We start from the raw sequence: 25,197 nt of genomic DNA on the forward strand, positions 1-25,197 counted from the left end.
ATGAAGAAAAAAGTACTTGTACTAAGTAATATGTACCCTAATGATGACGGCATAACTTTCGGTATCTTTGTGAAGAATCAGGTGGAAGCTCTGAGGAAGCAAGGATTAAATGTAGATGTCATTGCAATTGATGACCCAAGTAATCGCAAAGTGAACGTAATAATAAAATATTGTAAGTGGTTGCTGCAAGCATTGTGGACTTTACTAATAAAAGGAAGATCATATGATGTGGTTCATGCACATTATGTTTTTCCAACAGGGATTATAGGCTTGCTATTTCAACAAATTCACCGTACGCCATTAATTGTTACTGCTCATGGCGGTGATATAGATCGCATGGCTAAGAAGAATCCACGGATTCGAAGGTGGACACAAAAAATATTACAACGTGCTAATCATGTCATTGCGGTTGGACAAGGACTGTATGATGAGATACACGAGCAATATGGCGTTGAGAAGGACAAACTGTCGATCGTTAACATGGGTGTCAACAGAAAAGTCTTTGTCCCATACGAGAAACGAGCTGTCCGTCAACAGCTTGGTTTGAAAGAGCATGAACGTCCCCTTATTTTTGTCGGTAATATCATTCGTGAAAAAGGACTTATCGAACTGATTGAAGCATTTGCTTTATTGAAAAAAGAACATAAGGATGCAGTCTTGTATGTAATCGGTCCAAGTCGTAACGAAAACTTTATGAATGAGTTACAACAGAAGGCTAGTGAACTACAGACAGCTGATATAAAATTTGTTGGTGCATTAACACAGCAGGAACTTGCTAAGTGGATGTCAGCTGGAGAGGTTTTTGTCTTACCATCTCATATGGAAGGGTTCGGTCTTGTAGCAGTTGAAGCGATGTCTTGTCACACGCCTGTAGTAGGAAGTGATGTTGGAGGTTTATCGTATTTGCTAGCAAATCAACATGGGATATTAGTGCAGCCACAGAATACAGATGCGCTTTATGAAGGAATCAATGCAGTTTTAAGTGATGACCAACTTAAACAGCAATTAATTAACAATGGCGAGAAACGCGCAGAAGAAAATGACGAAGATACTCTTATCGATAAGCTAATAAGCATTTATCATAAAGGATGAAAGACATGAAGAATCAACTTTTTAAAGCGATTGGAATCGTTACGATTATTAATATAGTTGCTAGGCTTATTGGTTTTGCTAAAGACGCAGTAGTAGGTATGTTATTTAGTAAAACAGAAGCAGATGCTATATTTTTTGCCTATACGATTCCAAACCTCATTTACCTAGTTGTTGGTGGTGCAATAACCACAGCATTTATTTCAATTTATAGCAAATTACCGACGAAAGAAGAAAAAACAAAATTTCTAAATATCGTATTTTCTTATATGACGGTTATTTTTATTGCTTTAACCATATTGTTAATGATATTTGTCGATCCAATCCTTAAATTATCCTTTAGGCAGCTTTCTAGTGAAAGCTTTGAAATTACAAAAAATCTTTACTTATGGATGACTCCATCTACCGTTTTATTAGTACTATCAATATGGTTAAGTGGAGTATTAAATGTTCATAATCGATTTAGTTTATCGACATTTTCAACGTTACTATATAATTTAGTGTTTTTAATATTTGGAGTCGCCCTTATGCCGATACTCAGCTTTTATTCATACGGGTTTGGTGCGTTACTCGGTGCAGTCTTTATGCTTGTTGTGCTCATATACGGAATCAAAAAAGAAAAGATCCAATTTCGCTTTCAGTTTGCATATACAAATGAAATGAAGCGATTAGTCAATATGACAGTTCCACTTATTTTAGGAGGGGCAGCGTTACAATTTTACATTTTTATTCAACGTATTTATGCTGCACGGTTCCCTGAATTTGATGGGTTAACGACACTGTTAAATAATGCTTCCAAGCTTACACAGTTCCCTCAAGCAGTATTAATGACAGCTGTTACGACTGTTATTTATCCGTTGCTGTCTAAAAAGGTAGCAGCGAATGAGATGGATCAAATTGAAAGCTTATATCAAAGGGGTTTACGAGTACTTAGGCTGATGCTATTACCGATCACGGTGTTTGTCTATTTTTACGCACAAGATATTGTCACGATCGTTTTTGAATATGGAAAATTAACAGCAGACGACACAATATTGACCACTCCACTCGTGCAAATATTAGCCATTTCTATGTATGCTCTCGCATCAAGCGCATACGTAACGAGATTTTTCTATGCGATGGAAAACACATTCTTACCTGTTTTGATTAACGTTATTTCCGTATTTGGTGTAACAGTTCTCGCAACAAATATTCTTATAGACTATGAAGGCACTAATGCCATTGCTTGGGGAACGACAATAAGTGCTATTTCGAATTACATTTTACTCGTGATGTTTGGACGCTTCATCCTACGCTTAAAAGTGTATGGGAAAGAGATAATGCAAATTTGGAAAACGTGGATCTTTATTTTGATCTTAGGCACCATTACATACTTCTCTTCCATTTGGCTCTCATTTGCTTCTTCCTTTATCAACGTAGCAATCGGGTTAGTGATATTTGTAATCGTAGGTGCACTTCTTATGAAATTATTAAAATTTCCTGAGCTTGAAATATTTATGCGTTACTTAAGAAGTAAGAGAAATAAGCAAGTTGTTGAATAATTGTGACGGGGGAGGGTTAAAGGATGCTTTATAAAAAAGGGTTTTTATTATGTACTATTACCGGCTTATTAATCACGTCTGCTTGTTCACAGGAGCAAAAAACATATGCAGGTAAAAATAACGAGGTAGCAACAGCAGAGTGGACGGAGCAAGAGCTAGGTGAAGTAGCTGCAAGTACACAAAGCGTAGAAGATAAAGTTACTTTACTTGAGAAAGAAGTAGAAGAACTTTTAATTAGTTCAGAACAGTCAACTGAACAGCCGGTCTTTAATGATGTGCAAGCTGATTATTGGGCTTTTGGAGAAGTTATGAAATTGTACAAGCAAGGAATTATTTCAGGCTACCCAGCTGAACAGCTCTTCAAACCTGAAAATACCATTACAAGGGCACAGGCAGCAAAGATGATTGTCATAGCACTTGACCTCCCACTATCTAAAACACCGTCCGTATTCAATGATGTAGAGCCAGGTAATTGGGCCGAACAGTTGATTATGACTGCTTTTGAACATGGGTTGATTGACGGTAACAACGGTTCGTTTATGCCAAATGAACCAATGCAAAGAAAACATATGGCTGTTGCATTACAAAAAGGCTTTCAATTACAGCCACTAGACGATTCTTTTACAGAGTATGTGGATGTAACAAATGATAACAGTGATGGTGACATATATGAGGCTATAAAGATTGTTACCCAGCACGGCATTGCGACAGGAAGCAATGGTTATTTTAACCCAAGTGAGCCAACGAAACGCTCTCAGTTTTCTGCTTTTCTTGTACGAGCATTGGAAAGAGATTAAGTAGTAAATACCATCTAACAAAATAGGGCAACATAAAGGAGACTTATTATCGTAAGTCTCCTTGTTTGTGTCTATAGATGGGTATTAAGCTTTTTTGGTGATCATCTGACTTCTATACCTATGTAATAATGCTTTAATATTTGGTCGTATGTATAGCCAGCTGAAGCCATGCTTCGTGCACCCCACTGACTCATGCCTAGACCGTGGCCCCAACCGTCGCCTGAAAATTGATACGCTTGAGTAAATGTTGGATAAAGAGCTGTTGACGTTTTAGTTTTTAATGTAATGTTGTCGTCGACGATTGTCTCTGTCGCATTGTCTGCTGTTTGTAGCTCATAGCCGTAAAGGTTATCTACACGAGTTGTTGAGCCGTCTGCAAGGATGATTTTTGCAGCTGCATCACCAGTAACGGTAAATTTGGAGCTCTTTAAGTACTCTCCGAAGATGGTGCGAAATCCATCAGAAGAGCTTGTAAATGTAGGCTTTAATGAAATGGAGGATCTAGTATTCCTTTCATTGTCATATACAATGGCTTCCATTTGTTGTACTGCACCAGCTATACTTCTTTCGGTTACTTTTAAAGAGAGTAAGGTGTTTTGTGCATTACCAAATAGGCTGTTAGTTATCGTTGTAGCAGGGATGCTCATGCTCCAACCATAATGAGTGTTATCTGGATGTTGATCAAATGAATCCTCTACAGCTCTAATATAAGGAATAGGATTTGACCATACATCTTCACTATTTTCAGTATAACCACCACTACTAGCATGGAAAAATGCCTGAATAGGTTCGTTGTTATATGTTGCAAATACGCCATTTGTTTCAGCGATTGCTTGATTAGTCGTTGCTGCTTCGTTCGTTTTACCACGATAAACCTGACTTGCAACAGTCATGTTTAAATATTGTGATGTTTGCATTTGAGAGAACGCATAACTCCGTGCTGCTACAGCTTGCGCTTTAAGTGCTTCATATGGCCAATAAGATGGCATCTCACTCGGTACAACACCTTTGATGTAATCTTCAATATGTAACGTGTTAACTAAGTTAGGTGCTTCTTCTGTTAGTTGAGGTGTAATTGAAAACGAACCTCGATACTGTACAGGCATCGGTCCAGAGCTCGTCTGGATGTTAGATATTTCTACAGCATTTTGGTCATTTTGCTCTACTTCATAGAGTCCATATCCAGAACTCGATTCGTAGGAGTCACCATTGGTTGTAGCAATGACTATACCATTCTGTTGCTCAAATATAATGTCTGTAGTATAAGGAATTACCGATTGATCATCTAGGTTCACAAAATGATATGACCCAAATATTTTTGCTGAAAATGTTTTTTCTGGTAACAATTTCACCTTAATACTCGTCTCATAGAGTGGAGGTGATATACCTGCTGTCCCAGATCCAGCAGAGATTGTTGGGAGTAGAGCTATAAAAATGATTGACATGATAGAGATGGCTAATTTTTTCATCGTATGTACACCACCCTATCGTTATGAGTTATTTTCAAGCTTGTTTTTTAATTGATCAACTTGATCTTCAAGCTCTGTCACTCTTTGTTCTAAATTCTCTACCTTATCACTCAGTGGATTAATTTTTGACAAAACCCATTCTACACTTGCAATGACAGGCTCTGTATTGGCGGCAGTTTTAACTGTAAATATTGATAGTGCAAGCATACTAGTTACACAAATTGTTAGAATCGATTTCTTAGAGAATTTCATTTTTTTGTTTCCTCCTTGTAGATAATGGTCAAAAAATGAAAGATTTGCACGAATATTATTATAACAAAGAAATGGTGGCCTGCGTTTCGCTATTTTAGAGAATACGATAGAAGTAGCAGGAAACTGTTAAAAATAGTTGCCTAGTATTCTATTTATCTTATAAAGTAGTTATGATATAATGCAATTTGTATAACTAGAAAAGAAGATAGCAAATATACTTAAATTTAGAATTAATTGTAAATTTTTATGTAAAAAAGAAGATAGTTTTGAATGAAATTGGGCAACATATATTACTAAGGAGGGTCTACATGATTTATTTGACCTCATTGATTTGTTTAATAATCTCCATATTGATTACGCCGCTTGTAAAGAAATTTGCGTATAAAATTGGAGCAACAGATCGTCCGAATCAGCGCAAAGTACATCAAAAAATCATGCCGCGTTTAGGTGGCTTAGCGATATATATAAGTTTTCTAATCGGTGTGTTGATTTTACGACCTCAAGATGAATTTCAATTAGCTATACTTATCGGTAGTGCCATTATTATCCTCACAGGTGTATTAGATGATGTATTTGAATTATCTGCGAAGATAAAATTAGGTGGACAGCTATTAGCTGCCGGTGTGGTTGTATTAGGTGGTGTACAAGTTGAATTTATCAACTTGCCATTCGGTGGTGAATTGCAATTTGGCTGGTTCAGTATACCGTTAACAATACTTTGGATAGTCGGCATCACCAATGCCATTAATTTAATCGATGGCCTTGATGGCCTAGCAGCAGGAGTATCTGCTATCGCATTGATTACAATTACTGGAATGGCGATGATTAAAGGTGATATATTTGTTGTCAGTATTGGGTTAATTATGCTTGGAAGCATTATTGGCTTTCTATTCTATAATTTCCATCCGGCTAAAATATTTATGGGTGATACAGGAGCGTTATTCCTTGGTTACATGATAGCTGTTCTATCACTACTAGGATTTAAAAACGTTACATTTATCTCCTTGATTGTGCCAATCATTGTGTTAGGTGTACCGATTTCAGATACGTTCTTTGCGATCATTCGTCGAATTGTAAATAAAAAGCCGTTATCTGCACCTGATAAATCACACTTGCATCACTGCTTGTTACGACTAGGGTATAGTCACCGACAAACCGTTCTTGTTATTTACGGTATAAGTGCCATGTTTGGAGTTGCTGCTGTTATTTTCTCACAAGTAACGATATGGTATGCACTCGTCATTATTTCAGTGTTATTACTTGTCGTTGAGCTATTTGTTGAAAAGATCGGCTTAATTGGTGAAAATTATCGTCCACTAATTAATTTCATACGCGGCATTTTATATGCACCAAATGTAAAAAAATAATTAATGGAGGATGACAAATGATCTAACCCAATGAATTTGTTGGGCAGGATCATAGTCATCCTCCTTTTTTAGCACTATGGACAATGATTAACTTTATTTTAAGGGTGAGCAAGACTTCAAGGACTGACCTTCAGTTTGTGTTAGATGTGAGATGTTTGTACATCCCACTTCTCTTAACATGAATGAATATGTGCAACTATAGCATTGAATGGGAGTGAAGTGGACGAATGACAAACGGTCTCATCAACTCCTGTATCTTTCCCAACACTATTAATGCAGCAAAGCATATATTTTGAACTAAAGGAGAGTTTTAAACCAAGAGACTCTAGCTCAAAAATAAAACAGCTCTACTCGTCAAATATAGACGAATAGAGCTGTGTTTCTTAATTATGCTCGGATGTTTGTTGCTCGTTGTTTACAACCGAATCATTTGCCGTATGATCTGCATTCACATTTAAATGTGTTTTTAATTCTTGCTTAATATTTTCTAATTGTTGTTCATCTAGATCGTAATAATAAATGCCGTCAATCATTGCATTACTACCTTGCAATTGGAGATTATCAATTGTAAAGCTTGATGTCGCATAATCATAGAAAGAAATCATCTCGTCAAAGGTAAGGTTTGTTTTAATGTTGTTACCAAGTGCTTCGATGATTGCACTATATTTAGTAACAGAACCTAATGAAGCTGCTTTTTCAGCAATTGCTTTCATCACGAGCTGCTGGCGTTCACCACGCATTAAGTCAGAATCTATTTTTCTCGTTCTGGCTAAAGCAAGTGCTTCTTCACCGTCAAGTGTTTGTAGCCCTTGTTCAAGATAAATGGCTCCTTTACGATCTTGACTGTCCTGCTCAGAAAACGTAATTGGAACATCGACTTCAATTCCATCAAGTGCGTCGACTAAATCAACGAATGCGTTGAAATTCAATTTAACAAAGTAATCAACTGGAATATCAAGTAAGTTTTCAACTGTCTCAACTGCACCGTCAGTTCCACCGAAAGCATGGGCGTGATTTATTTTGTCATTATACCCTACTGAAGGGATATAAACATATGAATCTCTCGGCATACTTAATAGTTTTACAGACTTTTCTTCCTCATTAAATGTAGCTAGTAATAAAGCATCTGTTCTACTATTACCACTACCTCTTGCTTCACTATCATCTACACCCATAAATAGAATTGAAATATTATCTGCTTTTGGGTGTACGACTTCTTCGCGTTTTTCTGATTTTTCGCCTCTGACTAATTCCTCATTTGCCTCATTGGCAGCTGATTGTGCCTGGTTTAATAAAATGGAACCGTATGTTGACACGCCTAATATAATGGCTAATAGTGGGATCGTAAATAAATAAATTATTCTTCTTCGCTTCTTTTTACGATGCTTTAACTTAAGATAGCGTCTATCATTATTCATAGCATTCTACTCCTTTAAGTTATAAAGATTGTTCGAATAGGCACAAACAAAGTTTAGTAAAAGAGCCACTATTTAAAATGATGGTGGCTACTGTTGAACTCAAAAAAAGTATAACAGCTTCCATTGTACCTTTTTTTATAAGTCTCGTAAATGGGGAAATTTAGTAAAATGAAAGCTGATATTATTCATAACGAACTAAAATGCCTTACTTCTAGGTGCTGTTAGTGGCTTAATGTTGTTCCATCTGGTTGAACAAAACATAAGCCACTATAACTAGTATAACATGTTAGTGGCTGGTGCTAATATCCAATAATTAGGAAGTTGTTGAACTGTAGAAATAAATGCTTTATTGTTCGTTATTAGAGCTTTCATTGTTAGGAGGCTCAACGTCTTCTAGGTGATCTTGCAGTTCTTTTTTAACTTCTTCTAAATAAGTTTCATCTAATTCGAAAATATATGCTGCTCCAGCTGTTGAATCATACCCTTGTAGCTGTAGCGTCTCAATTGTGAGATCAGGCGTGGCATACTTGTATAATGAAGTGATTTCAGAGAAAGTAGCAAAATTATGTTTTAAGTTGTCTCCAAGTGCTTCAATCATCGTGCCATACTTCGTAATCGAACCGAGTGAAGCGGCTTTATCAATAATCGCCTCAATAATAAGCTGTTGACGTTTACCACGTTCAAAATCATTATCAAGCTTCCTTACTCGTGCTAACGCAAGTGCTTCCTCACCAGTTAATGTTTGCAGGCCTTTTTCTATATAAATGCTATTAAGTCGATCCTGACTATCTTGTTCAGAAAATGTGATTGGTACATCAACTTCAATACCACCAAGTGCATCAACAATGGCAACAAATGCATTAAAATCTAATTTAATATAGCGGTCAATCGGTAGATCAAGAAGCTGTGAAACAGTTTCAATGGTTGCTTGAGTTCCGCCATTATTTGAATGTGTGATTTTGTCTTTACTATCCTTATAAGGAATATATACATAGGAATCACGTGGGATGTGTAAAAGCTTCACAGATTTTTTTTCTTCATTAAATGTAGCAAGAAGTAATGCATCTACATTATTTGCATCAACCCTCGTTTCACTATTTTCTATGCCCATAATTAACAACGAAAAGTTATCTTTTTTCTTTATAATCGCTTCTTGTACTGGTGGACTAGATGTATCCTCATTAGTCGGAACCTCTCGTGAATTTTCAAATGCATTTTGAGCTTTTATATATAAATTTGCACCATATGCAGTGGCAGCTATGATGATAATGAGCACTGGAATGATGAAGATAATAAGCCTCTTGCGTCGTTTTGATATAACCTTTCCTGATTTATTGTCCTGATTGTCTTTCATTCCCTCACCCTTCTTCGTTTCGTGTAATTCCTTATATTGTAACGGTCTCCTCTAAATATGTGTTTATGCCTTCAGAGATGACGGCTTTACCGTTCGTTAAATCTGTCATCCATTCAATAAATTGTTGTTTATGCTCTGCTTCTACATATACCTCAATATCGACATCTTCTAAATAGTGAATTTCTTTTAGCTTGTATATTGAAGAACGCAGCTCATTTTCGAGCTTCCCGAGCCAATTATAATCAATTTTCGTGTGCATCACACGCATCAGCGTTCTTTCGACAATACCCGTTGCTTGAAGCCCCTCAGATACAGCCTTCCCATAAGCTCTAACAAGCCCCCCTGCACCTAGCTTAATTCCACCAAAATAACGAGTGACAACGACGACGGTATCTTTTAGGCCTTTCTTCTTTAGCACTTCTAGCATCGGTACACCTGCCGTGCCACTAGGCTCGCCGTCATCATTTGCTTTTTGAATTTGGTCTCTTTCACCAATTAAGTATGCAGAACAATTATGAGAAGCATTCCAATATTGCTTCTTAATATCAAGTATATATTGTTGTGCTTCTGCATCAGTCGTTACTCGCTTTACGTGACAGATGAAGCGGGATTTTTGAATCGTAATTTCATGTTCTCCATTTCCCTTTACGGTATAATACTTTTGTAACAAACTGATAACCCTCCTGAATATACTTCTCGATCAAACTTTCGCCATTCTTTTAAATGTCGTTCTTTTTCGTTATAATTCTCCATATATATTATAAAACGACAAAAATTTTACAGCAAATAGTTTTCCGCAATATTTACTTTAATGGAGCAAAGTCTGTTTTGCAAATAAATACTGTACTTATTCTTTATTTTTGTAAATTCATTTCGCTTTTTAGGTTGTCGATATGAAATAGGTACTATTAACTATATTGCTTCCAATTTGTATGAATTTTTTAAAAAATATCGACAAAAATAGCGAATTTTGTCGACGCTTAAATGGGAAAATATACTTGTTTGCTCCATGATATAATTAAAAGCAAGAACCTTCTTAAATCACTGTAGATTGAAATTTATACATATATTGCAATAATCATGAAAAATTTGTCTAGATCGATTGCTAATATAAAGCCCAACAATATATAAAGGAGGAAAAATGACAAAGAAATTTAATACATTAGCATTAGATAATATCCTAAAAAAAATGATAGAAACTGTCGATAGCAGCAAAGGTGAAATTTTCCTAATAAGTGAGCAATCGCGTACGGAATACGAAAAATTAAATGAAGAACTTTTAAAGACAAAAATTCTAGTAAATGACGTGATTGATGAAGGTGACAAGTTAGATACTCATGAAAAGTTTGCAAGGCAACGACTTGTAGAGGTGAGTAGACATTTTGATCAATATAGTGAGAGCCAAGTTCGCGGTGCTTACGAGCAAGCACACGCGCTACAAATGAATTTATCAATGGTTCGAGAACGCGAGAAACAGCTTAGAGATCGTCGTGATGACCTTGAGAGAAGGATATTAGCATTATCGGAAACGATTGAGCGTGCAGACCATTTAATGGGACAAATTTCAGTCGTTCTCAATTATTTAAACAGTGATTTTCGACAAGTTGGAGAATTGCTTGAAGATGCCATTCAAAAACAAGATTTTGGTTTGAGAATTATTGAGGGGCAAGAGGAAGAGCGGAAAAGGCTATCACGTGAAATTCATGATGGACCTGCTCAAATGCTCGCAAATGTTATGATGAGATCAGAGTTAATAGACCGATTGTACCGTGAACGTGGAGCAGAGGAAGCATTTAAAGAGATACGTGATTTACGGACGATGGTACGCTCCACTCTCTCTGAAGTAAGAAGAATTATTTATGATCTACGTCCGATGGCTCTAGATGACTTAGGGCTAATCCCGACCTTAAAAAAATATTTGTCAACAGTTGAAGAATATAATCAAGTAGTCATTCTATTTCTTAGTATTGGAAAGGAAAAAAGATTACCTGCTAGATTAGAGGTAGCGCTTTTCCGCCTAGCGCAGGAATCAGTACAAAATGCCATTAAGCATGCTGAATCAAGTAAAATTCAGGTGAAAATTGAAATTGGAGTGAATAATGTTATACTGGTCATTAAAGATGATGGTAAAGGATTCAACATCCATGAAAAAAAAGAAAATGCTTTTGGACTTATAGGAATGAATGAGCGAGTAGACTTATTAGAAGGTGAAATGACAGTAGATTCCAAAGTGGGTGTAGGTACGGTAATTATGATAAGAATCCCAATTCCTGTTTAATGATCATTCAAGACGTAGTGGCAGGTGTGGTAGGGTAATTTAAAATAATCGAATGTAATAAAAGGAAAAGACATAGAGTAATACGCATGTAAATGCAGTAAAAATACTATTATTTCTTACCGGTAGAGGATTAAGCTATTAATAAATATAGTAACGTAGTTCTTAGTAGCCTTGAAAAGTATGGGGAGGATTACATTGAATACTAAAATAGTTATTATTGATGATCATCAATTATTTCGAGAAGGTGTAAAAAGGATTTTAGATTTTGAGGAGAGCTTTGAAGTAGTTGCGGAAGGTAGTGACGGAAACGAAGCTTTACAACTTGAAAAAACATTTAATCCTGATGTTATATTAATGGATATAAATATGCCAATTGTAAATGGTGTTGAAGCGACAAGATTACTAATAGAAGAAAATAGTGAAGCTAAGGTCATCATTCTTTCGATTCACGATGATGAAAACTATGTTATGCATGCTTTGAAGACTGGTGCTAGAGGTTATTTGTTGAAAGAAATGGATGCGGATGCATTAGTTGAAGCGATAAAAGTTGTAGCAAATGGAGGCTCATATTTACATCCAAAGGTTACGCATAATCTTGTAAATGAATTCCGACGCTTAGCTGATGGTGGACAAACGAATATGGGAAATGCCATTGAAAAAACTGAAATAAGAAGACCGCTTCATATCCTTACTAGGCGTGAATGTGAAGTGTTACAGCTATTAGCAGACGGAAAGAGCAACCGTGGAGTCGGTGAAGCATTATATATTAGTGAAAAAACAGTTAAAAACCATGTAAGTAATATTTTGCAAAAGATGAGTGTTAATGATCGTACTCAAGCAGTTGTAGTTGCCATTAAAAATGGCTGGGTGGAAGTACGATAAATGAGGTAACACCTCACCTTATGATTGTGTGAATGAGAAGGTTAGGGTTTATGATCATATTCGTCGTTTAATAATTGAAATAGCTTGTGTATTTTCTATACAATTTATAAACAATATCATGTAAAATAAATGATGGTATAAAGATGTTATTAAGCTCAAACATACGGCATAAGGAAGGATTGTAGGAATGAGGACGGCAATTTTAACTGATAGTACGGCGTATATTCCATTGGAAATTCGTAAAAAGCTTCATATAGAAATGATTCCATTAATGGTTAATTTCGAGAACGAATCATATAAAGAAGAAATTGAAATATCAGCAGACGATTTTTATGACAAGGTTCGTGGTAATGGAGAGCTACCAACAACCTCACAGCCGTCAATTGGCTTGTTTGTTGAGAAATTTAAACAATTAGCTAATGATTTTGACGCAGTCATTTGTATTCACCTCTCCAGCGGTATTAGTGGAACTTATGCTGGTGCAGTTTCAGCTGGAGAAATGGTCGAAAACATAAACGTCTACCCATTCGATTCTGAGACGAGCTGTATGCTCCAAGGCTTCTATGTAATAGAGGCAGCTGAAATGGCAAAGGAAGGTAAAACTCCTGAAGAAATAATCTTGAGGCTTCAAGAAATGAAAAAGTCAGTCCAAGCTTATTTTATGGTTGATGATTTATCACACCTTCAGCGTGGGGGACGCTTAAACAGTGCTCAAGCATTAATCGGCAGTCTTTTACAAGTGAAGCCAGTTCTGCATTTTGTTAATAAAGTGATTGTGCCGTATGAAAAGATTCGTACACGCAAAAAAGCACTTCAGAAAATGATAGACATGTTTGGAGAAGAGGCTTCAAATCAATTACCAATGCGAGCAGTCATCATTCATGCAAATCGTGAACAACAAGCTGAGCAAATAAAGAGTGAACTTGAAAAGCAGTATCCACATGTCGAATTTACATTAAGCTATTTCGGAGCAGTTATCGGCACACATCTTGGAGAAGGTGCAATAGGTATGGGCTGGTATAGAAAATAATTTATGGCTATTGTTATAAAATGAGCATCGTAAGAAAAGAGTTTTTTACGGTTGTCATCGTTTTATCGAAGTAAAGATGATCTGGATGTGTACATGTAGTACAAAAAACATCAATCATTCAAAAACACCTTAATTTATTTATATCTCATTCACAGCAGGGGGGGCATAAGCGAACCCCTACTGTAGGATCACTTAATAAGCTGGTCATGTTATAAGATACAACGCTACGAAAACTCATTGAATAACAATTTATGTCAACTACTATTAAACTAAATATGACTATTCATAAATTATGAAAGGAGCTCGAATATGCGGTTTTACGAGTATCGAGAGCGGTTAATACCTGAGTCTCTTGCTACTTCTGAGCTTAAAAAGCATCATCTCCAAAAAAAACCACTCGGACAGTGTTCATTCATGTCACCTCCAACTTGTAATTCTTCTTATGTCTACAGTAAGCAACTACAGCAATACTTATTTGGAAAGCAACTGTTGTTACACGATATCCCCTATCCTCTAGACCTTATCCATGAGCATTATGTAAATGGCTACCTTACTTATCAACAAGGAATTACTTATCAACAAGGAAATTATTATTGTGAACGGTGTGGTAATCGAAACAAGCGGCTCTTTTCCAGCTTCTTATGTGCTCGATGTCATGAAAAATGTACCTATTGTAGAAAATGTATTATGCTAGGGAGAATAAGTGAATGCACACCTGTCATACATTGGATTGGTCCAAGCCCAGATTCTCCGAGGAATGATGGTTCATTACAATGGGATGGTACATTGTCAAAAAGTCAAAAGCTAGCATCGACAACAATTAAAGAAACAATAGATCAACATAGTACCCTTCTCGTGTGGGCTGTGTGTGGATCTGGGAAAACAGAGGTGTTATTCAGTGGAATAGAAAGAGCATTGCAAACGAATAAATATATATGCATTGCAACGCCAAGAACAGATGTTGTGTTAGAGCTTGCACCGCGCTTACGAGAAGTTTTTCCTTCTATTAATATTAATGCATTGTACGGCGGGAGCGCTGACTTGAAAAATAAACTTGAACCATTGACGCTTTCGACTACACATCAACTTTTACGTTATTATCGTGCTTTTGACGTTGTGATCATTGATGAGGTTGATGCATTTCCATATACTGTAGAACCTATGCTACGATATGCTGTTAATAACGCTAAAAAACTAACGGCATCAACAATTTATTTGACAGCTACCCCTCATAGTCAATGGCAGAGGGAAGTAAAAAGACAACAAAGGAATGCGATTGTCATTCCCGCTAGATATCACGGTTATCCACTGCCTTTGCCCTCGTTTCGCTGGTGTGGAAATTGGCAGAAGTGCCTGTTGAAGCATCATCTTCCTACAATCGTCACCTCATGGCTATCTATGCATCTCCAATGCAAAAAGCAAGCTTTGCTTTTTGTTCCTTCAATTGATGTTTTGCACACAATCACAATGATTATAAAGAAATTTGATCAACGAATTGACAGTGTTTCATCCAAAGATCCAAAGCGTAAAGAAAAAGTTGCGGCTTTCCGTAAAGGTGACATTCAAATTCTTGTGACGACAACGGTACTTGAAAGAGGTGTGACGATACCAAACATTGATGTGGCAGTACTAGGTGCTGAGGATCGTATTTTTACTGAAAGTGCACTCGTTCAAATTTCAGGGAGAGTAGGAAGGCATGCTGCATATCCAACTGGAGAAATCATTTTCTTTCATTTCGGAAAAACAAAAGCGATGGTCAGAGCCAAAAGACATATTCAATACATGAATAAAAAAGGACAAAGGCAGGGCTACATTAATAATAAATAGTTTGATGTTTTATAAGGGAGTGATTACTATGAAGACATGTCTTCTATGTCACAAACCATATCAAATGGAAGTAAGCTGGCGTGCTATATTGACTTTGTCGCCTGAACAACAAAAGATTTGCCACGAATGTCATAGAAGGCTTACAATAATTGAAGGAAAGCTATGTAGTATATGTGGTCGTCCTTTACAGGGTGTATCGTCAACAACAACATTATGTTACGACTGTGTTAGGTGGGAAAATCAACGAGAGTGGCGAGATGTACTTCAGCGTAACCGATCTGTTTATATGTATAATGACTATATGAAAGAAACACTTAATCTTTTTAAATTCCGTGGTGATTATGCAGTTGTGCATACCTTTAAGTCATTATTTCAACAATGCTTTAAAGAACATTTTCAAGATAACTATATGATAGTTCCCATTCCTTTAAGTAAGCAACGTTTATATGAAAGAGGCTTTAATCAAGCAGATGCAATAGCTCATTTGCTAGATTTATCATTGTCTCATCCTCTATCACGTAAACATGTAAAAAAACAATCAAAAAAATCAAGATATGCACGTATCCATTCGGACAATATGTTTATATTTAATGAAACTGTTCTTGTGAAACACCAACAAATCTTACTTATTGATGATGTATATACGACTGGAACAACCGTCCGTCATGCTGCGAAAGCCCTATTACAAGCTGGGGCAAAATCAGCTTCTTCGCTCACTTTAGTGCGAGGATAAATATGTAATTTCTTTATTATCAATGCTGTTTTCGCATTGATTGTTATTTTTCGTATTAAGAAATAAACACGTAGTCAACTATCGATCGTGGCATCTTTTCTTCTGTACGAAAATGACTAACATATAAAATCACTTTTTGTAGTACCAATTTGTTAACAAAAGCAACAATGTTTACGAAAAGAGCCATTATCAATTAGAACATAGAATGCTATAGTAGACTAAAAATATGAATACACATAGTACGGGAGGATTATGATGAATGAATTAATGAATTGCCCACGGTGTGAGAGATTATTTGTAAAGCATAATATGAGAGAAGTTTGTGATCAATGCTATAAAGAAGAGGAAGAAGCGTTTAACAAGATTTATACGTACCTACGAATCAAAAAAAACCGCAGTGCTACAATTGCACAAATTGTTGAGGATACAGAGGTAGCTGAAGAATATATTATCAAATTTATTAAAAAAGGGCGGTTAAGCCTTAAGCAATTTCCGAACATAGGATATCCGTGTAAACGGTGTAACGATATGATTCAAGAGGGTGAACTATGCAAAAAATGTGTGGCTCAATTAAAAAATGAATTAGCTACATTTGAAAGGGAAGAAAATAGACAGGAACATATGAGGAAGCGTGAACGCAAGTCTATTACTTATTATTCTCTTTACAAAGATGAATAATTTACTATTGTTTATTAAAATTTATTGTTAACAACCGATAATAGTAACAAGAGGGGAGTTCACTCATTAATGAAGGTGAGGGATACACATGAAAATTAATCAGTTTAAACCAAATGGCTTATATGCCTATAAGCAGCAAACGAACCAATATAAAAATAACATAGATAAGCATACGAAATCTGATCGAATAGAAATTTCTTCAGCTGCAAAGGAATTACAGGAGACCTCACAAGTTGAAAGTGATCGTCAGCAAAAGGTCGAATCGCTAAAGCAGCAAGTTCAAAATGGTACTTATACAATTAATCGCGAACAGGTTGCTAAAGGATTGTATCATTTTTACACTAAACAATAATACAACATAGATATGACAGATAAATAGGGGGAGTACGATTGTCTTCTCAAAAATTATTACAAACTTTAGAAAGCTTATTTAAACAACACGAAAGCCTGTATGATCTAAGTATAAAAAAGGTAGATGTCATAAAAAGTAGTAATATTGAGTCTTTGGACAAGATTCTCATAGAGGAACAAAAGCATATTGCCATCATTAATAAGCTGGATGAAGAACGAAAAGCAATGGTTTACGAGCTAGTTAGTGGTCATCCGATTTCAGGGAATGAGCCAACGATGACAGATTGTATCAACATCGTTTCTGGTCAGACAAAACAACAATTAACTGACATACAAAACGAGTTAATTAAAGTGATAGACAAGCTAAAACAACAAAATGAACTTAATCAAGCGCTTATATATCAATCACTCCAATATGTTAACTTGTCTCTAGATTTACTCATCCCACAGCCTACTTCATTCAATTATGAAAAACCAACGTCAACTACATCACATGAACAAATAGTTAATCGCAGCATGTTTGACTCAAAAGCGTAAAGAAACGGAGGAAAGTATACATGCGCTCTACATTTCACGGATTAGAAACAGCCCGTCGAGGCATGACGACACAGCAAACTGCGCTAAACGTCCTAGGGCATAATATCGCAAATGCAAACACACCTGGTTACACAAGACAACGGGTGGATTTCGTACAAACAGAACCTTACCCACCTGCGTCAATAAATAGACCAGAAATCCCTGGGCAAATGGGTACAGGTGTTGAAGCGGGAGAAATACAACGTATAAGGGATCGTTTTCTAGACATTCAATATAGAAGTGAAAACAGTAAGCTCGGTTATTGGGAATCTCGTGCAGAAGCACTTTCTCGAATGGAGGACATCATGAATGAGCCTTCTGATTCAGGCTTATCAAGTACAATCGATGCTTTTTGGAAATCTTTAGAGGATTTAGCTGTTGATCCATCAAACTCAGGAGCACGTTCAGTTGTTCGAGAAAACGGTCGTTCAGTTGCACAAGCATTTAATTACATAGCGAGCTCATTACAAGCTACACAACAGGATTTTAAAGACAAGCTAGATCATAGCATTGATGAAATTAATACACTAGCGACATTGTTGAATAATGTTAATCAGCAAATTGCTGAAGTAGAACCACACGGCTTAATACCAAATGATTTGTATGATGAGCGTGACCGACTTTTAGACCAAATATCTAATCTTGCTAACATTGAAGTATCGTACACTTCAAGTGGGGGACATGCCCCTCCAACAGCAGACGGGATTGCAACTGTCACTCTCGTTGATGATTCTGGGAACTCACTTGGCACACTCGTAGATACATCCGGTAATGTGAACGCATTAACGATTAATTACAATGCAACAAATGGTTTGGCTGAATCGATTGATTTTGACGGTAATACGATTGGTGTTGATGGTGGCTTTGCTTCAACAGGTAGCATTAGAAGTTTAATAGATTCATACGGCTATACCGATGGGACATCAAAAGAAGGCGTTTATCCTGGCATGATCAAAAAGATCGATGAAATGGCATATGCCTTTGCAACGGAATTTAACAATGTGCATCAATCAGGTTGGAATATAAATGATATTGATGCAGGTACGCAAACCCCAGTTAACTTCTTTGAAGCACTGACGAATCCTGAAGGGGCTGCAGCTCTTCTTCAGCTATCAGCTGAAATTGAAGCATCAACGGATAATATTGCGGCGTCTGCAACCGGTCAGCTTGGGGATGGTGGTAACGCTGTCGCATTAGCAGAAGTGAAAAATAACGCATTAACAATTGATGGGAAAACGACAAATTTACAAGATTATTATGAAGGTGTTATTGGTGAAATGGCTGTTATTTCCAAAGAATCGATTGTTTTCACAAATAATGTCGGTTTATTACTTAGTACAGCAGAAGAAAATCGTTTATCCGTGAGCAGTGTATCTTTAGATGAAGAGTTTACGAATATGATTAAATTCCAGCATGCATACAACGCATCGGCAAGAAATATTACAACGATTGATGAAATGTTAGATAGAGTAATTAATGGAATGGGAATAGTAGGTAGATAGGAGGAATAAAATATGCGAGTTACTCAAACGATGATTGCTGATCGCTCACTTCGTAATATTAGTCAAGGCTACTCTCGACTCGGCGAATTACAAGACCAGTTATCTACAGGGAAGAAAATTACTAGACCTTCAGACGATCCAGTAGTAGCGATGAAGGGCATAGCTTATCGAACGAACTTGACAGAGGTAGAGCAATATCAACGAAACCTTTCAGAATTATACTCATGGATTGAAAACTCTGAGGATGGGCTAGACCATGCAAACTCAGCACTTGCCCAAGTTCGTGATCTAGTATTAAGAGGAAAAAACGGCTCGCTTTCGCCTGAGGATCAACAGGCAATAGCGGATGAGTTGTCTCAAATTAAGGAAGATTTAATATCTGTAGCAAATACGAAGGTAGCTGGGAAATACATTTATAATGGGACAGCGATAGATGAAGCTCCTGTCAATGCAGGACCTCCTATAGTTGCAAATATTAATACGGATGAATTTAATATTTCAGTTTCCAACGGAGTTGAAATGAAGGCGAATATAAATGCAGACAACGTGTTTAGTCAAGCGCTTTTTGATACTATTCAGGATATTGAAGACAGTCTTAACGGGCTGGCATCAGGGTCAGGCGATTTTGATACACTATTAGACGAGGTGGATGGGCATTTATCTAGCCTTTCTGCCGAGCGATCTGAGCTAGGTGCGCGCTATAATCGCGTTGAGCTAGTAGAGGATCGCCTAGCCCAACAGGAGCTCATCGCTACTAAAATTTTATCTGACAATGAAGATGTAGATTTAGAGCGGGTCATTATTGATTTAACTGTACAGGAAAGTGTTCATCGTGCTGCTTTAAGTGTTGGCGCAAGTATTATGCAGCCGACGTTAATGGACTTTTTACGATAATCAGTGATAAAAAATATAGCTATCTTCTATTGGAGATAGCTTTTTCATGAAATAAGGGGTGAAAGCGCTATGCAATTACCACAAATTCGTCAACAATCAAGCCTTATCCAAATGGAAATGCTGACGACACCCGCAACTGTAGAAATTGAACAACCACCAGCCGAAGTTTCGATTGAACAGCCTAAACCGGATGTATCAATAGAAACTACGCCAGGAAAGCTAACGATAGATCAGACACAGGCTTGGGAGGATATGGATTTAAAACATATTTTCCGAAGAATTGAAGAAGCAGCTGAACTTGGCTATAAGGATTGGCTTGACGGACTAGAGCGTCGATCACAACAAGGTGATGAGCTGATGCGCATTGAAAACAGAGGAAATCCAATCGCCAAGCAAGCGAAGGAAAATAGTGAACGACCGATATATGAGAAGAACATCGGTTTTATTCCTTCACATTTTAGTGTGAAAACCGATTATGAGCCTGCACAGGTTCATATCGACGTGCAAGTTCATAGACCAATAATTGAAGTGGAAGTACATAGACCGATTATCCGTTATCAGCCTGGTGATGTTTATACTGCTGTAATGCGCTCTAACTCATTAGAAATTGATTTTGAAAACTTGAAATTTGTCGGTAATAATTTTGAGATTGAAATTTAGTTACGGGGTTGTGAACTATGGAAATTAATACGAAATATCATGGTACGGTCAATATAAATAATGACGATATGATTACTTTTGCGAGTGGTATTCCAGGCTTCTTAGATGAAAAGGAATTTGTCGTTATCCCGTTTTCACAAGGGACACCATTTCAAATTTTGCAGTCTGTATGTAGTAAAGATGTCGCATTTACGCTCATAGAACCATTCTCCTATTTTCAAGATTATGCTTTCGAGCTAGATAGCCGTACGCTCGATCAATTAAATATTATATCAGAGGAAAATGTCGCAATTTACAATATCATTACAGTTCATGAGCCGTTTACAAACACGACTGTTAATCTTCAAGCGCCAATTGTTATAAATGCAGAAAAAAGGGTAGGAAAACAAGTCATTTTAGCAAATACGTCCTATCATACAAAGCATTATTTATTTACGAAGAAGCAAAAATTAATGAAGTAAGGGGGGAGCAGATGTGCTAGTGTTAACGAGAAAAGTAGATGAGGCCATTCAAATTGGTGAAGACATCGAAGTGACAGTATTAGCCATTGATCGTGAGCAAATTAAGCTAGGTATTAAAGCACCGAAAAAAACAGAAATACATCGTAAAGAAATTTACTTGTCTATTCAACAAGAAAATATTGAGTCTGCCCTCAACTCGAAAGATATCCTACAGCAACTAAATAAAACATTAAAAAATAGTTCTAACCAACTATCATGATGGTTAGGGCTTTTTATTTTTCATGCTCATTACATATATCCTGAAAATTTTACAAGAAAATATTAAAAAATCTATTAAACAATTAACAAGCGTGTCGATATATATAGTATAACTGGTAGATTAGATGCATAGGCGGCCGACTATTGTATGTAATTACCATACTTTATACCTATTCCATATGGATGTGGAATACAAAATTCAAGGAGGAATTTAACAATGAGAATTAATCATAATATCGCAGCTCTTAACACTTACCGTCAATTAACAGCAGGTAACAACGCAGCATCAAAATCAATGGAGAAATTATCTTCAGGTCTTCGTATTAACCGTGCTGGAGATGACGCAGCAGGCTTAGCAATCTCTGAAAAAATGCGTGGGCAAATCCGCGGCTTAGATATGGCTTCAAAAAACGCTCAAGATGGTATTTCTTTAATCCAAACAGCTGAAGGTGCCCTAAACGAAACACATTCAATCCTTCAACGTATGCGTGAGCTAGCAGTTCAAGCAGCAAGTGATTCAAATACTGATGCAGATCGTAACGAGTTACAAGAGGAAATGAACCAATTAGTTGGGGAAATCGATCGTATTTCTACTACTACAGAATTCAATACGATGACTTTATTAGATGGAAGTAAACAAGGCATTGTGAAGAGTGATGAATCTGTTGTTTTCGATGGAAATAGTGATACGTCGGTGTTTACAGCAGTAACAGCTACAAATACTGGAGATGCTGCTAATGAAACCATTCATGTGAAAGTGGTTGAAAATAGTGCAGCAAACGGTATTGTGCTTGAACTTTCAGATTCAAACGGAAATAAACTGACGGATTTTAGTTATGCCAATGGTGGTACATTAACTATAGATAGCACTTTGTCTAATGCTGCCGGTGAAACATTTGATATCGATGGTAGTTACGATGTAACTATCTCTACACTAACAGATGACGATCTAGGTAAAGAGTTTACCATAACTGGACGTGCAGCTGTTACTCAAACAGTAGATTCTAGATTAAGTTTCCATATTGGAGCAAATTCATCACAAACTATGAGTGTCGGTGTGGGTGATATGAGCTCAAGTGCATTAAATATTGAAAATGTTGATGTAACATCCGCTGGTGGTGCAGAAGCAGCTATTTCAGCGATTAATCATGCAATTGAAGATGTATCTTCTCAACGCTCACAGCTTGGTGCATTCCAAAATCGTTTAGAGCATACAATTAATAACTTAGGAACATCTGCAGAAAACTTAACAGCTGCCGAGTCTCGTATCCGTGACGTTGACATGGCGAAAGAAATGATGGAATTCACGAAGAATAACATTCTTTCTCAAGCAGCTCAATCAATGTTGGCTCAAGCTAACCAACAACCACAAGGTGTACTTCAATTATTACGTTAATAACTGAAGCTAACATACAAGAAGGAGAGATCTTAGATCATCTAAGGTCTCTTTTTTTAGAAACAAATAGGTAATTGCATTTTGTTCTTTTATAACTATACGTCATAGTAAAATTTAGATTGTTAATCAACATTCAAGTGCTTAGTTTTATGATATATAAGTTCTAAATCTTTAATTATTGTTGAATTAAAGCTACTTAGTGCTTATTAAGGCTAAGGCGCTTACAGCTTTTCTTCATTATATGAAAAGCTTTTTTATCTTGTAACAGAGAGGAGTTTATTATGAAAGTGTTTTCAAAGAAATGGATAAACATAAAGTATTTTGCATTATTTTTAGTATTTTTCTTTGCGTTTTTTGTGAATCATTCTAATGCTATTGCAGAAAGTGAAATTGGCAATGATTTCATTGAATTTGATGTAGCACCTAATACTCATGGAGATAGGGTTAAAGCAGGGAGATTTACAATTGGTACAACTGGGGGTAACCCAGCAAATGATAGAGATAATAATAAAAAAATGCTATATGGTCATGAAGATCAAGGTCCGTGGTCTTCTAAGACATCGTTAAATATAGATGGCGTACCTTTCTGGTTTGAAGCTAATAGCCCAGGTACGTATGATTACGCAAATTTATCTCATTCGACAGTACAAACGAGAGGCGATATTTCTATCCAACAAGTATTATCTATTGTGAAAAATCAAAACACAAATAATGATGATACTGTTGAAATAAAGTATCTAGTTACTAACAATGGCAATCAAAGTCATGATGTTGGGTTGCGTATTATGTTGGACACGATGCTCGGAGAAAACGATGATGCTCCTTTTAGAATACCAGGAAGTGGTATTGTTACCAGGGAAACTGAATACACTGGGGATGGTATCCCAGAATATTGGCAGGCATTTGATAAGGTAGAGGATCCATCAGTTGTATCCCATGGTACCTTCTTTAACGGTACCATGACAAAACCAGATAAAGTTCAATTTGTCGGTTGGGAAAATATTAACGACGTATTATGGAATTATACTATAAAGAACTCTAGTAACGGGGATAGTGCAGTTGCGATGTACTGGAATCCAACAACATTAGCTCCTGGCGAAGTGAAGGAATTTAAGACCTTTTATGGTTTAAGTGAACTTTCACAAGATTTAACACCACCTTTAGCATTAAGTGTAACTGGTGCGAGTATTGTAGAGGCAACCGAGAATGGCTACAGCCCAAATCCGTTTACAGTTACTGCTTATATTACTAACATTGAAGATTTCACAGAGACAAATGCTAGATTAAACATTGCTTTACCAGCAGGTTTAAAGCTTGCTGAAAATCAACAACAAGAAGTAAGTATAGGTTCTTTAAATCCTGGTGAGGAAACACAGGTTTCCTGGGATGTAGAAATTGAACCAAGTGCTGACATAAGAGAACTTGAGTATGTAGTCAATTTATTGTCAGATAATGATGAGAAGTTTGTAGCGAGAACGATTACGATACCGCCTTATGAAGTGATTAAAAATGTACAAATTGAACCTGAAAACATCACTTTATTAAGAGGAACGACACACCAGTTAACTGTAACAGCTACAAAAGATGATGATTCCGTTGTAGATGTGACATTAGGAGAGACAGGTACAACATATAGTAGCGATGATACAAGTATAGCAATGGTCGATGAAAATGGACTAGTAACAATCCCGGATAACGCTCAAAGCGGGATCGCATATATTAGAGCATATCATAACGGAAAAACAGCAGTAGCGACAATCGAAGTACTCGATGTTACTGCAGAGAGTTTAATCTTTACGCCAGATGAATTAACGCTTGCGCAAGGAGAGACAAGTCAGCTACAAATATTAGCAAATTTGTCTGACAATACGCAAATTGATGTAACGGGTAGCACAACATATAGCAGTGCTGATGAAAGTCTAGTAACAATAGATACGAGTGGATTGATTACCATTCCTCAAGATGCACCAGGTGGCACGGTGGTCATTACAGGAAGCTATGAAGGAATTAGTGGGACTGTAACAGTGACCGTCCCAGCAGCTGTCCAAGGAATTACATTAGATCCATCGACAGTGACGTTGGCACAAGGAGAAACCCAACAAATCTCAGTCGTAGCCAATATGTCAGATGGAACAACAAAAGATGTAACAAGCGAAGTAGCATATAGCAGTGATGACGCAAGCCAAGCAGCAGTAGATGTGACTGGATTAATCACAATTCCAGCAGACGCTACAGGTGGAACAGTAGTCATTACAGGAAGCTATGAAGGTCATACAAGTACAACAACAGTAACTGTCCCAGCAACAGTGCAAGGCATCACGTTAGATCCATCGACAGTGACGTTGGCACAAGGAGAAACACAACAAATCACAGTCTTAGCCAAT

General features: G+C 36.8%; 24 protein-coding genes. 19 read left to right on the plus strand and 5 right to left on the minus strand.

Annotated features, from left to right (window positions below):
• From SLH48_RS10195 to SLH48_RS10205, 3 genes are read left to right on the plus strand one after another with little or no spacing between them, the layout of a single operon-like run.
• Positions 1-1,092, plus strand: coding sequence for a glycosyltransferase (locus SLH48_RS10195; RefSeq protein ID WP_320258058.1), 1,092 nt, complete (start codon positions 1-3; stop codon positions 1,090-1,092).
• Between the two features lie 5 nt (positions 1,093-1,097).
• Complete coding sequence (gene murJ, locus SLH48_RS10200) at positions 1,098-2,630, plus strand: murein biosynthesis integral membrane protein MurJ (RefSeq protein WP_320258059.1); 1,533 nt, start codon at positions 1,098-1,100, stop codon at positions 2,628-2,630.
• Between the two features lie 23 nt (positions 2,631-2,653).
• Entirely contained in the window at positions 2,654-3,427 is a 774-nt protein-coding gene (locus SLH48_RS10205; RefSeq protein ID WP_320258060.1) for an S-layer homology domain-containing protein, read from the plus strand.
• A gap of 101 nt (positions 3,428-3,528) precedes the next feature.
• On the opposite strand, the gene SLH48_RS10210 is transcribed toward SLH48_RS10205, so the two are convergent.
• Both SLH48_RS10210 and SLH48_RS10215 read right to left on the minus strand, forming a co-directional pair.
• Positions 3,529-4,896, minus strand: a complete 1,368-nt coding sequence (locus SLH48_RS10210; RefSeq protein WP_320258061.1) for a SpoIID/LytB domain-containing protein — start codon at positions 4,894-4,896, stop codon at positions 3,529-3,531.
• Between the two features lie 21 nt (positions 4,897-4,917).
• The gene (locus SLH48_RS10215; protein ID WP_320258062.1) at positions 4,918-5,148 is read right to left on the minus strand and encodes a hypothetical protein; all 231 of its coding nucleotides are present in this window, start codon (positions 5,146-5,148) and stop codon (positions 4,918-4,920) included.
• Between the two features lie 308 nt (positions 5,149-5,456).
• Here SLH48_RS10215 and SLH48_RS10220 point away from each other — a divergent pair, with 308 nt between their 5' ends.
• Positions 5,457-6,515 carry a glycosyltransferase family 4 protein gene (locus SLH48_RS10220; RefSeq protein ID WP_214480758.1) on the plus strand — a complete coding sequence of 353 codons (1,059 nt, stop codon included), beginning with the start codon at positions 5,457-5,459 and terminating at the stop codon, positions 6,513-6,515.
• A 383-nt stretch (positions 6,516-6,898) separates the two neighbouring features.
• On the opposite strand, the gene SLH48_RS10225 is transcribed toward SLH48_RS10220, so the two are convergent.
• The 3 genes from SLH48_RS10225 to SLH48_RS10235 all read right to left on the minus strand — a co-directional run bounded on the left by SLH48_RS10225 (position 6,899) and on the right by SLH48_RS10235 (position 9,957).
• Entirely contained in the window at positions 6,899-7,933 is a 1,035-nt protein-coding gene (locus SLH48_RS10225; RefSeq protein ID WP_320258063.1) for an LCP family protein, read from the minus strand.
• A 346-nt stretch (positions 7,934-8,279) separates the two neighbouring features.
• Positions 8,280-9,287, minus strand: coding sequence for an LCP family protein (locus tag SLH48_RS10230; protein WP_320258064.1), 1,008 nt, complete (start codon positions 9,285-9,287; stop codon positions 8,280-8,282).
• 31 nt (positions 9,288-9,318) lie between these two features.
• Positions 9,319-9,957, minus strand: a complete 639-nt coding sequence (locus SLH48_RS10235; RefSeq protein WP_320258065.1) for a YigZ family protein — start codon at positions 9,955-9,957, stop codon at positions 9,319-9,321.
• A 471-nt stretch (positions 9,958-10,428) separates the two neighbouring features.
• Here SLH48_RS10235 and SLH48_RS10240 point away from each other — a divergent pair, with 471 nt between their 5' ends.
• From SLH48_RS10240 to SLH48_RS10310, 15 genes are all read left to right on the plus strand, one after another.
• Positions 10,429-11,565 (plus strand): sensor histidine kinase, encoded by a 1,137-nt coding sequence (locus SLH48_RS10240; RefSeq protein ID WP_320258066.1) that lies wholly within the window; start codon positions 10,429-10,431, stop codon positions 11,563-11,565.
• A gap of 180 nt (positions 11,566-11,745) precedes the next feature.
• A complete protein-coding gene (locus tag SLH48_RS10245; RefSeq protein WP_214480753.1) occupies positions 11,746-12,447 on the plus strand; it encodes a response regulator in 702 nt (233 codons plus the stop codon).
• A gap of 187 nt (positions 12,448-12,634) precedes the next feature.
• Positions 12,635-13,477, plus strand: a complete 843-nt coding sequence (locus SLH48_RS10250) for a DegV family protein (protein WP_320258067.1) — start codon at positions 12,635-12,637, stop codon at positions 13,475-13,477.
• 309 nt (positions 13,478-13,786) lie between these two features.
• Positions 13,787-15,304, plus strand: coding sequence for a DEAD/DEAH box helicase (locus SLH48_RS10255; protein WP_320258068.1), 1,518 nt, complete (start codon positions 13,787-13,789; stop codon positions 15,302-15,304).
• 28 nt (positions 15,305-15,332) lie between these two features.
• A complete protein-coding gene (locus tag SLH48_RS10260) occupies positions 15,333-16,037 on the plus strand; it encodes a ComF family protein (RefSeq protein WP_320258069.1) in 705 nt (234 codons plus the stop codon).
• Positions 16,038-16,292: 255 nt separating this feature from the next.
• Complete coding sequence (locus tag SLH48_RS10265) at positions 16,293-16,715, plus strand: TIGR03826 family flagellar region protein (protein WP_320258070.1); 423 nt, start codon at positions 16,293-16,295, stop codon at positions 16,713-16,715.
• Between the two features lie 88 nt (positions 16,716-16,803).
• Entirely contained in the window at positions 16,804-17,067 is a 264-nt protein-coding gene (gene flgM / locus SLH48_RS10270; RefSeq protein ID WP_320258071.1) for a flagellar biosynthesis anti-sigma factor FlgM, read from the plus strand.
• A 38-nt stretch (positions 17,068-17,105) separates the two neighbouring features.
• On the plus strand, positions 17,106-17,603 hold the full coding sequence (locus SLH48_RS10275; RefSeq protein WP_320258072.1) for a flagellar protein FlgN: 498 nt from the start codon (positions 17,106-17,108) through the stop codon (positions 17,601-17,603).
• A gap of 20 nt (positions 17,604-17,623) precedes the next feature.
• A complete protein-coding gene (flgK, locus tag SLH48_RS10280) occupies positions 17,624-19,144 on the plus strand; it encodes a flagellar hook-associated protein FlgK (RefSeq protein WP_320258073.1) in 1,521 nt (506 codons plus the stop codon).
• Positions 19,145-19,156: 12 nt separating this feature from the next.
• A complete protein-coding gene (gene flgL / locus SLH48_RS10285) occupies positions 19,157-20,038 on the plus strand; it encodes a flagellar hook-associated protein FlgL (RefSeq protein WP_320258074.1) in 882 nt (293 codons plus the stop codon).
• A gap of 69 nt (positions 20,039-20,107) precedes the next feature.
• Complete coding sequence (locus SLH48_RS10290) at positions 20,108-20,698, plus strand: DUF6470 family protein (RefSeq protein WP_214480744.1); 591 nt, start codon at positions 20,108-20,110, stop codon at positions 20,696-20,698.
• Between the two features lie 17 nt (positions 20,699-20,715).
• Entirely contained in the window at positions 20,716-21,159 is a 444-nt protein-coding gene (fliW, locus tag SLH48_RS10295; protein ID WP_320258075.1) for a flagellar assembly protein FliW, read from the plus strand.
• A 13-nt stretch (positions 21,160-21,172) separates the two neighbouring features.
• Positions 21,173-21,418, plus strand: coding sequence for a carbon storage regulator CsrA (csrA, locus tag SLH48_RS10300; protein ID WP_320258076.1), 246 nt, complete (start codon positions 21,173-21,175; stop codon positions 21,416-21,418).
• A 216-nt stretch (positions 21,419-21,634) separates the two neighbouring features.
• Positions 21,635-22,813, plus strand: coding sequence for a flagellin (locus SLH48_RS10305; protein ID WP_320258077.1), 1,179 nt, complete (start codon positions 21,635-21,637; stop codon positions 22,811-22,813).
• Between the two features lie 281 nt (positions 22,814-23,094).
• On the plus strand, positions 23,095-25,197 hold a 2,103-nt coding region (locus tag SLH48_RS10310), incomplete at its 3' end, for an Ig-like domain-containing protein (protein WP_320258078.1).

Origin of the sequence: Cytobacillus sp. IB215316, from assembly GCF_033963865.1 — a bacterium.
In the GTDB taxonomy this organism is placed as follows: domain Bacteria; phylum Bacillota; class Bacilli; order Bacillales; family SM2101; genus Nanhaiella; species Nanhaiella sioensis.